Below are 10,242 nucleotides of genomic sequence, written 5' to 3'. Positions count from 1 at the left end.
GAACATGGCCCACTTCACTCACCTGGAAGACGTCTACTTCACCTACCGCAAGATCGTCTGGACCCACGAAGTGTCCGGCACTTCCGGCTCCGACGACTGGCGTTCGCCGATCTCGGCCTAAGGCCGTGCCCCGCTCGGGCCGCGGCCTGAGCCCCCTCTCCCGTTTACGGGAGAGGGCTGGGGAGAGGGTATTTTTGCCCCCCGCGTCACGGCACGCCCGTGGCGCATCCCCGACAATGCCCGGGCTCGCCGGTCAGCGAGCCACCCCATCGGCCAGCGCGACTGGCCGATGCCCTTTCGGCAGAAGGAACAACGGATGTTCGCCCCCGCCAACCAGACCCATTTCAGCCTGAGCCTGCCCGCCGTCCAGCACGACCTGCAGGTGCTCGAGTTCAGCGGCCATGAGGCCCTGTCGCGGCCCTTCGCCTTCGAGCTGACCCTGGTCAGCCAGCGCCCGGACCTCGACCTCGAGGCCCTGCTCGGCCAGCCGGCGTTCCTGACCTTGAGTGCCGACGGCGCCGGCATCCATGCCCTGGTGCACAGTGCCGCCCAGGGCGACTCCGGCCAGCGCCTGACCCGCTACCACCTGAGCCTGCGCCCGCAGCTCAGCTGGCTGGGCCACCGCACTAACCAGCGCATTTTCCAGCACCTGACGGTGCCGCAGATCGTCGCCCAGGTGCTGAGCGAGCACGGCATCCTCGAGGGCTCCGGCCAGCGCATGCAGCTCGGCGCGACCTATCCCGCGCGCGACTACTGCGTGCAGTACGACGAGACCGACCTGCACTTCATCCAGCGCCTGTGCGAGGAAGAAGGCATCCATTACCACTTCCAGCACTCGGCCCAGGGCCATGTGCTGGTATTCGGCGACGACCAGACCGGTTTTCCCAAGCTCGCCAGCACCGCCTACCAGCAGGACAGCGGCCTGGTGGCGGACGAGCCGGTGATCAAACGCTTCGCCCTGCGCCTGGCCACTCGCACCAGCCGGGTGACCCGCCGCGACTACGACTTCGAGAAGCCGCGCCTGCAGCTGGAGGCCGCACATAAAGGTGAGGCCAGGCCGGACCTGGAAGACTACGACTACCCCGGCCGCTTCAGCGAGCGCGCGCGCGGCAAGATTCTTTCCCAGCGCGCCCTGGAGCGCCACCGCAGCGATTACCAACTGGCCGAGGGCGAGAGCGATCAGCCGCTGCTGCGCAGCGGCCACTTCCTCAACCTCAGCGAACACCCGCGCGGCGACTGGAACCAGCTGTGGCTGCTGGGCGAAATCCACCACGAAGGCAAGCAGCCGCAGGTGCTGGAAGAGTCCATCACCGCTTTTCCCCCTCTCCCCCTGGGAGAGGGCCGGGGTGAGGGTGCAACAGGCCCCTCGCACGACTTCCACCAGGGCTACCGCAACCGCTTCAGCGCCACCCCCTGGGACATCCCCTACCGCCCGCCGCTGGACCACCCCAAGCCGCGCATCCTCGGCAGCCAGAGCGCCGTGGTCACCGGCCCCAAGGGCGAAGAGATCCACTGCGACCCGTACGGCCGGGTAAAAGTCCAGTTCCACTGGGACCGCGAGGGTCAGGCCGACGACAGCACCAGCTGCTGGCTGCGCGTGTCCTCCAGCTGGGCCGGCGACCGCTACGGCGGCATCGCCATCCCGCGCGTGGGCATGGAAGTGCTGGTCACCTTCCTCGAAGGCGACCCCGACCAGCCGCTGGTCAGCGGCTGCCTGTACCACGCCGAACACGTGGTGCCCTACGACCTGCCGGCGAACAAGACCCGCACGGTATTCAAGACCCTGAGCAGCCCGGGCGGTGGCGGCTACAACGAACTGCGCATCGAGGACCGCAAGGGCCAGGAGCAGATCTACATCCACGCCCAGAAGGACTGGGACGAGAACGTCGAGCACGACCAGAAGATCCGTATCGGCCACGAACGCCACGACACCGTCGAGGCCAACAGCTACACCGAGCTCAGGGCCGAGGAACATCGCACCACCCATAAAGACCGCAAGACCGAGATCCGCGCCAACGACCACCTCAGCGTGGCGACCACCCAGCATGTGAAGCTGGGCACCGGGCAGTTCGTCGAGGCCGGCAACGAGATCCACCTGTCCAGCGGCCTCAAGGTCGTCCTCGAAGCCGGCAGTGAGCTCACCTTCAAGGCCGCCGGCAGCTTCATCAAGCTGGACGCCAGCGGCGTCACCCTGGTCGGCCCGCAGATCAAGATCAACTCCGGCGGCGGGCCGGGGAGTGGTACAGGTGCAGCGCCTATCCTGCCAGGCCAGCTCAAGCCGGCGGATGCGGATGTGCCGGGAGCCGTGCTCGCCCACAAGCTCAAGCAAGCACGCCTGGATAGCAGCCCGCTGATCGAGCTGTGCCAAAAACCCCAGGGAGGCACGCCGCTGCAATGTCCGCTCGCCGACTGCCCATGTCGTGCAGCCATGCAAGCGGGGGCACCAGCATGAGATTGCTCATCCAGCAGACCTTGCCTAGCATCGCCGGCCAGCCTTACCTGCTTGTAGAGCACAGCGACAACCTGCTGCAGCGCGCCTACTCGCTGGAGCCACAGCCGGAACCTGCCCCCTTGTTCGCGGACACCGAACTCGCGGCTCACCAGAACGACGGCCCCCTGCTACTGCGCCTGTCGCCAGGCAGCGCCTTGCTCGATGCCTACAGTAAGGCCCCAGGCGACTGGCCGGGCCTGCTATTGAGCACGACTCAGCCAGCAAGCACGTTGCTCTCCCACTTGCGGCGCCTTCTGGTCGTCGGCTTTGGCGAGCGCCGCAAAGCCCTGCTGCGCTATTACGACCCCAGGGTCGCCAGCTACTTTTTCCCCGCCTGCGAGGCGCAGAACAGTACAACTTGGCTGGGCCCGATACAGCAGCTGACCTGGCATGGCGGCACTTGGGACAATGCCGCCCAGGGCCTTAGCCAGTGGCATCAACTGGCCTATCCAGGAACCGATACGCAAGCCCCGGCGCCGCTGCAACTGAGTGCAAGGCAGAGTCGCGCCCTCGAGCACCAGCAACTGGAGCGCTTCGCCTACGAATGGCAACAGGGCCAGGCCGGCGTCTCCTTCGCCGTGGCCTGGGACTACCTGCAACTGGGGTTGAACTGCGGCTTCGACGACCCCGACAGCCTGCGTGCCTACCTCGACCTGCGCGTCCAGCATCCCTCGCACGACGCTCATCCAATCCCCCCTGCCGGTGATGCAGCACAGCGCCTGCAGCAGTTGCGTGCCCATCTGGAAGCGCCGGCATTCAAGGAACAATACGCATGACCGCCAAAGTCGGCAGCCTGAGCAGCGGCCCGGCCTGCGAGGCCGGGAAATTGATCGTCGAAGTGATCGGCAAGACCCATCCGCCGGGCCAGCGCGTCGTCATCTACGACGAGACGGACAACGAACAGCAGGAGTGGTTGACCAACAAGCGTGAGCTGGAACCACTGGAAGATCGTAGCGCGAGCAGCACCCTGCATATCTGGCCGTGGCTGAATCAACCCAGGCGCCATCTCTGGCTGGAAATTGAAGCGGAGAAAGGTCAACCCATCCGGGTACCGTTGATGAATGACGCCAGGACCACACCACGCCAGGTCAATCATCAACTGAATATCATCATCCCGGTTGTGCCCATGGCGCAGATGCTCGGCATCAGCGCCAATCACCAGCACAAAGAGTACCCCGTGCTCTGCCGCTCCGGCTTTCTCTACCTCTACTACCGCGGGAGGTTGTGGCGAGAACTGGAAATTCGCCAGCAAGAGGGCCGCACCACTTACCACGACGTACGCCTGAGCAGCTACCGCAATGGCAAGGGTTATCGTGAGGGCTCTCGCGAGGTCAGCGGCAAAGCCCTGGAAGAAATCTGGCTGCCGGCGCGCTGGAATGGCCAGCAGGTACAGGATATCGAAGTCGCCTTCGCCGAAACGCAATGGCCCGCGGCACGCCTTAATCGTATGGAGCAGGATGCCGCGTTGCGGAAGGCCCGCTGCGGGCAGCTGGACATGGCCATGGTGGAGCGCACATTCGGCAAGACGACGCTTCGACCGGCAGCGCGCCTGCATACCTTTGCCTTGCACAATGTGCCAGCCCATCGTCCTCGCGATGTCGCACGCGAGTGGTTACTGGATCAACCACTCAAGTACCTGCACGACCTGAGCGGGCAGTACCCGAACCAGAGTTTGAAGTTCGCGCGTGCGACTCATCAGCGACATGAGCGCGGTGACGGCAATCCCATTCCGAGCGACCCGCGCCAGAGTGCCGATGACCTTCGTCCCGAAACCGGCGCGTGGGCAGTGGCCTTGAACGACACCCTCAAAAGCCTCGATGCGCAGTACGCCATGGCGGACGAGTCGCCGCTCTGGGCCGCACAGCCTGCCTGTCAGGACGCCCTGGCCAGTGCCCGCGAACGGCAGATCGCCGGCATCCAGGTGGATGATGGCCTGTACCGCATGCGCCATCTGTTGGCACGTATCAATGAAGCCCAGGCGCTATTGCAGCGCTGCGCCCAGCGTGCGGGCCTGCATGCGCACCATGGCTCGGCGCTGTTGGTACAGCGCCTCATGGTGCCTGCGCAGGTAGGCGGCAAGAGCAACCCCCTGCACAAGTACATCACCAAGCTGAAACTTGACGGGCGCCGCCAGCTTGATCTCTGCGCTGCGGTGCATGCCCGTGAATTGGCGCGTACCAGCCTCAAGGCGGCGCAAGACAACCTGGCGATGTGCCTTGGGCATACGCCCCACCAGCACGCCCTGGGCGACCATTTCAGCCTCGACGGTATCGATTACGCGGGCGCCTTCTATCTCTGCAGCCTGCTGTTCGTGGCCCTGGCACGCACACCCGAACAGCAGGACCCGCTGGAGGTCGCCAGCGATGCACCACGCGATAGCGCAGGGCGACGCTTGCTGCGCAGCATCAGCGAAGACTCGCGCCAGCCGTTGCACAGCATGCTCTGGCCCAGCACCGAAGAGAGCGCGATGTGCGCTCCCTACCTGCCCGTCGCAGAGGCTGAAGCCAACCAGGGTGATGGCCATTACCGCGCCGGGGCCTTGGCCAAGCTGGCGCTGCAGGGCGCGCCTGATGGAGCCACCCTACTCACCCTGGACGCCGCCACCCTGGCCGGCCTGATGAGTCAGCCGGATTTCTTGCTGGTGCCTTCGCTCAAGAGTGGCGCGAACGCCTTGCTGAATATCTGGGAAAACCTGCACAGCGCCATGAAGGAGGCGAAAAGCACACACCGCGCAGCCTTCTCGCAACGCCATCAAGCGAAGACGCAGGCACAGGCGACCGGGCGTGAAGTGGACAAGCAGTCGGAGGAGCGCAATCGCCAGGCAGGAGCAGTCAAGGATCAGCGCGCCAAGCTGGGGGCCGAGGCGATTCCGGCCAAGCTCAAGCTCTACGTCAAGGACTTCGAGCTGTTGCGCAGCATGCTGCAGGACGACTTCGCCGAAATGGTCTTCATCCGTCGCAGCCGTGCCAACCAGAAGGACTATTTTTTCTTCGGCCTGGATGACTTGCCGGCAATCGAGCAGCCCGCCCGCAGGCTCTATGGCGAACTGCTGGGGGCGGATGGCAAGGTGTTGGCCACCACCAACGCCCGTGAGGCTCAAAAGGCCAAGATCGACGTACCCGCCGAGGAACACCTGCTACTGGCCATCCCCAGGAACCATCGCACTGCCAAGCTGGCGCGCGACCTGAACCGCATGCTGGCCGAGCAACTGCAGAGCGAAGGCAAGTTGCAGCAGGCGAAGCAACAGCACCGTGCCGCGCAAGGACGGCTGGCCGAGGCCAATAGCGCCCTGCAGGATGCCCGCAATCGGCTGGCGAAGGAGCATGGGGGGTGGGGGAAACGCATGGTGCGCGGAGCCCTCGGCTCCAAGGCTTTTCCGGCCGGGATTTTGATTTTGGAAATGTGGAATGTAAGGGCCGAACTCGACGCACTTGAGGGTACGGCGAGAAATAAAAGTACTCTCAGAGCCCGAGCAGGAGTAGTAGGGGCTGGCGCTGATCTTGTTCTAGCCATGGAGGTGCTGGCCACCAAGCTTGCGCATAACCAGCCCCTGATGCAGTCGATACAAAAGAACCTGTGTGATCGGGTGTTGTTCAATCCTGGTCAGGGGCTGCAGAGGCTGTTCGGGGGGCGATTGGTGAGTATTACCGGCAAGCTGGCCTTTCAAAGTTTTGCCGGCAGCCTGTTTGTCGGGCTTAGTTTCTACGATGCCCTGCACGAATTGAAGCTGGGCGACGATGCCGCCTGGGGCTACGGCTTGATGGCCCTGGGCGGCCTGGTCGGCCTGGGCGGCGGCTTCTTTACCGCAGGCAGCACCACCCTGCTGGGCATGGGCCCGGTCGGCTGGGTCACCCTGGTGCTGATTCTCGCCGGCGCGGGCCTGGTCTGGTGGCTGGACGATTCGCCCATCGAAGAGTGGCTGACCAACGGCCCCTTCGGCGCCAACCGCGAGGCGGATGTCCGCCATCTGTGGGATGACCCGCAGGAGTCGTTCTACCGCCTGGCCAGCCTCTTTGCCGGCATTCGCATCAGCATCGGCAGCAATCCCGAGCAGGCACGCCACAATGGCGCCATGGGCCTGCTAGACCCGGCCGCATACCACCTCATGCGTCGAGCCAACCTCCTAGTACGCATCGAAAGCAACCTGCCCGGTCTGGCCGCCAGCCTGGGCAGCGCCAATATCACCGCCGCCAGCCAGTTGCGCACCAGCACCCACCGATTGAGCCACAGGGACCTGCTATTGATCAGCAACCATCATCTGAGCCCGGTCAAGCCACTGGCGCAGCGGCTATACCCGGATGCGCTGGAACTCTTCTACGAGGTACCCGCCTCCCAGCCCATGCCAAGAGGGCCGGGCATTCCATGGCAGACTTACGAATTGGCCGTGCGGGCGCAGATCGTCCTGCAGGGCGAGGGCCGTGCCTGGCACTTCCCGGCGCCGCCCCCCACCGACCGCCTGAGCTACAGCACGAGCCAGCACGGCAGGCCACGCTTCGACAAGGTCAACCAGGCCTTCTGGGCCGACGAGCAGACTCACCGCAGCCAGGATGCGAAACGCTAAGGACCACCGCCATGCAGAGCCATTACGCCGACGGCGCCTATCACCCCGAACGCATTCCGGACCAGCCGAACCCGTCCAAGCGCGGCTGGTTGGAGCGCTTCGGCAGTTCACGCCTGCCCTGGGGGCACGCGCAGGACATCGTGCCGCCGGGTCTGCTGGAAAGCACCACGCCGGCCGGGCTTCGGGCCATTGAGGCCTACGACGAAGAGTTGGCATCCGGGAAGAGAAAGCCTCAAGCCTATGAGCGACTGGACTATCACCAGATCATCGATCACGAGCGCTATCGCCATGCGTCATTGGCCAAGAGGAGCCTCTTTTGGCTCTATCTATGGGGAGGGGGGCGCTTCGTGTTCTGGGCTGTGCTGGTGCTATCTTCATTTACCTTCAGCATTGAAGCGGCAATGTCGGAGAGCGACTTCTTTATTCGGCTTGCAGAAATCATTTGGGAAACGGCCCCATGGTTCCTGGCCCCCCCTATCGCCTGCTGGGCAATCGGCTCTTTCGTCGTCCACAAATTGCCCAACTGGTTCATTCGCCCCTCCAAGGGACCACTCTGGGAGCTCAATCGCCGCACCGGCATGGTCACCCTGTTCGATTACGACAATATGGGCGAATACCAGCGCAGCGGCACCATCGGCGAATTCGTCCATCCGTTCCATGAGTTCGACGCCTATATCAGCAGCGGCCCCGACCGCCAGGGCCTGATCTGGCATCAGCTGTACCTGGCGCATCGCTACCACGACCTGACGATCAACCTCAGCCCCATCGTCATGCGCGACACCAACCTGCAGCCGCTGTATGCCGGCTGGGACTTTGTGCAGAACTACATGGACACCAGTCGCCCCCTGCCCGACATCCCGCTGTTCGAGCAGTACCGCGACCAGGACCCGGTCACCGCCGAGCACGACCGCGAGACCCAACGCCCACCCCGCTACTGGCGCGACATGGACGACGCCACCTGGGAAGCCAAGCTCGACGAGATGCGCGCCAAGGTGGCGAATATCGACACCGAGCGGCGCGACAACCTGATGAGCCGGCATGTGCGCTACGCGGATTGAGATCACCGTGCCGTCTCATCATTACGCCGCCGGCGCCTACCACCCCGAACGCATTCCGGACCAGCCAAGCTCGGCCAAGCGCGGCTGGTTGAAGCGCTTCGGCAACTCGCGACTGCCCTGGGGGCGTGCTCAAGAACTTTGTCCGATCAGCATGCTGCGGCAATCCACGCCCGAGTCATTGCGGCTTCGGGAACAGTATCTGCAGGAAGTTGAAGCAGGACAGCGTAAGCCCGAGCGATTTGCCCAGTACGACTACCACCGCATCAATGACCACGAGCGTATTCGTTACGCGCCGTTATCCAACAGAACTACTTTCTGGCTTTATCTGTGGGGAGGCGGGCGCTTTGTATTTTGGGTGCTGCTCTTTTTTCTTGTATTTGCTTGGTCCGTAGCCGCAGCCAATGATCCCAGTGGATTCATCAGCGGCTATGTGGGTGTTGTCACAAGAACCGCACCAGCTTTTCTTGGCCCCCCACTTGTCTGTTGGGCAATCGGCTCTTTCGTCGTCCACAAGTTGCCCAACTGGTTCATTCGTCCCTCCAAGGGACCGCTCTGGGAACTCAATCGCCGCACCGGCATGGTCACCCTATTCGATTACGACAATATGGGCGAATACCAGCGCAGCGGCACCATCGGCGAATTCGTCCATCCGTTCCATGAGTTCGACGCCTATATCAGCAGCGGCCCCGACCGCCTGGGCCTGATCTGGCACCAGCTGTACCTGGCGCATCGCTACCACGACCTGACGATCAACCTCAGCCCCATCGTCATGCGCGACACCAACCTGCAGCCGCTGTATGCCGGCTGGGACTTTGTGCAGAACTACATGGACACCAGTCGCCCCCTGCCCGACATCCCGCTTCTCGAGCAGCACCGCGACCAGGACCCGGTCACCGCCGAGCACGACCGCGAGACCCAACGCCCGCCCCGCTACTGGCGCGACATGGACGACGCCACCTGGGACGCCAAGCTCGACGAGATGCGCGCCAAGGTGGCGAATATCGACACCGAGCAGCGCGACAACCTGATGAGCCGGCATGTACGCTACGCGGATTGAGATCACCGTGCCGTCTCATCATTACGCCGTCGGCGCCTACCACCCCGAGCGCATTCCGGACCAGCCGAACCCATCCAAACGCGGCTGGTTGAAGCGCTTCGGCAATTCACGCCTGCCCTGGGGGCGTGCTCAAGAACTTTGTCCGATCAGCATGCTGCGGCAATCCACGCCCGAGTCATTGCGGCTTCGGGAACAGTATCTGCAGGAAGTTGAAGCAGGACAGCGTAAGTCCGAGCGATTTGCCCAGTACGACTACCACCGCATCAATGACCACGAGCGTATTCGTTACGCGCCGTTATCCAACAGAACTACTTTCTGGCTTTATCTGTGGGGAGGCGGGCGCTTCGTGTTCTGGGCCGTGCTGGTGCTATCTTCATTTACCTTCAGCATTGAAGCGGCAATGTCGGAGAGCGACTTCTTTATTCGGCTTGCAGAAATTATTTGGGAAACGGCCCCATGGTTCCTGGCCCCCCCTATCGCCTGCTGGGCAATCGGCTCTTTCGTTGTCCACAAATTGCCCAACTGGTTCATTCGCCCCTCCAAGGGGCCACTCTGGGAACTCAATCGCCGCACCGGCATGGTCACCCTGTTCGATTACGACAATATGGGCGAATACCAGCGCAGCGGCACCATCGGCGAATTCGTCCATCCGTTCCATGAGTTCGACGCCTATATCAGCAGCGGCCCCGACCGCCAGGGCCTGATCTGGCACCAGCTGTACCTGGCGCATCGCTACCACGACCTGACGATCAACCTCAGCCCCATCGTCATGCGCGACACCAACCTGCAGCCGCTGTATGCCGGCTGGGACTTTGTGCAGAACTACATGGACACCAGTCGCCCCCTGCCCGACATCCCGCTGTTCGAGCAGTACCGCGACCAGGACCCGGTCACCGCCGAACACGACCGCGAGACCCAACGCCCGCCCCGCTACTGGCGCGACATGGACGACGCCACCTGGGACGCCAAGCTCGACGAGATGCGCGCCAAGGTGGCGAATATCGACACCGAGCGGCGCGACAACCTGATGCGCCGGCATGTGCGCTACCTGGACTGATACCTCATCATGCCGCCC

General features: G+C 63.6%; 6 protein-coding genes and 1 pseudogene. All 7 read left to right on the top strand.

Features of this window, described 5'->3' with window-relative positions; all coding sequences use genetic code 11:
* Positions 1 to 121: pseudogene (locus AAFN46_RS15935) on the top strand (type VI secretion system tube protein Hcp); the annotation flags it as partial.
* Positions 122 to 316: 195 nt separating this feature from the next.
* A complete protein-coding gene (locus tag AAFN46_RS15930) occupies positions 317 to 2,452 on the top strand; it encodes a type VI secretion system tip protein VgrG (protein WP_347809674.1) in 2,136 nt (711 codons plus the stop codon).
* Entirely contained in the window at positions 2,449 to 3,267 is an 819-nt protein-coding gene (locus AAFN46_RS15925; protein WP_347809673.1) for a DUF4123 domain-containing protein, read from the top strand. Before AAFN46_RS15930 ends, AAFN46_RS15925 begins: the two co-directional genes overlap by 4 nt.
* Entirely contained in the window at positions 3,264 to 7,052 is a 3,789-nt protein-coding gene (locus tag AAFN46_RS15920; RefSeq protein WP_347809672.1) for a toxin VasX, read from the top strand. Before AAFN46_RS15925 ends, AAFN46_RS15920 begins: the two co-directional genes overlap by 4 nt.
* 11 nt (positions 7,053 to 7,063) lie before the next feature.
* A complete protein-coding gene (locus AAFN46_RS15915) occupies positions 7,064 to 8,110 on the top strand; it encodes a hypothetical protein (protein ID WP_347809671.1) in 1,047 nt (348 codons plus the stop codon).
* A gap of 514 nt (positions 8,111 to 8,624) precedes the next feature.
* Positions 8,625 to 9,167 (top strand): hypothetical protein, encoded by a 543-nt coding sequence (locus AAFN46_RS15910; protein WP_347809670.1) that lies wholly within the window; start codon positions 8,625 to 8,627, stop codon positions 9,165 to 9,167.
* 514 nt (positions 9,168 to 9,681) lie between these two features.
* The gene (locus tag AAFN46_RS15905) at positions 9,682 to 10,224 is read left to right on the top strand and encodes a hypothetical protein (RefSeq protein ID WP_347809669.1); all 543 of its coding nucleotides are present in this window, start codon (positions 9,682 to 9,684) and stop codon (positions 10,222 to 10,224) included.
* Positions 10,225 to 10,242: the final 18 nt, after the last annotated feature.

Origin of the sequence: Pseudomonas sp. CAU 1711 (assembly GCF_039888625.1) — a bacterium.
Taxonomy (GTDB): domain Bacteria; phylum Pseudomonadota; class Gammaproteobacteria; order Pseudomonadales; family Pseudomonadaceae; genus Aquipseudomonas.
This window is presented reverse-complemented; position numbering and strand designations above follow the sequence as displayed.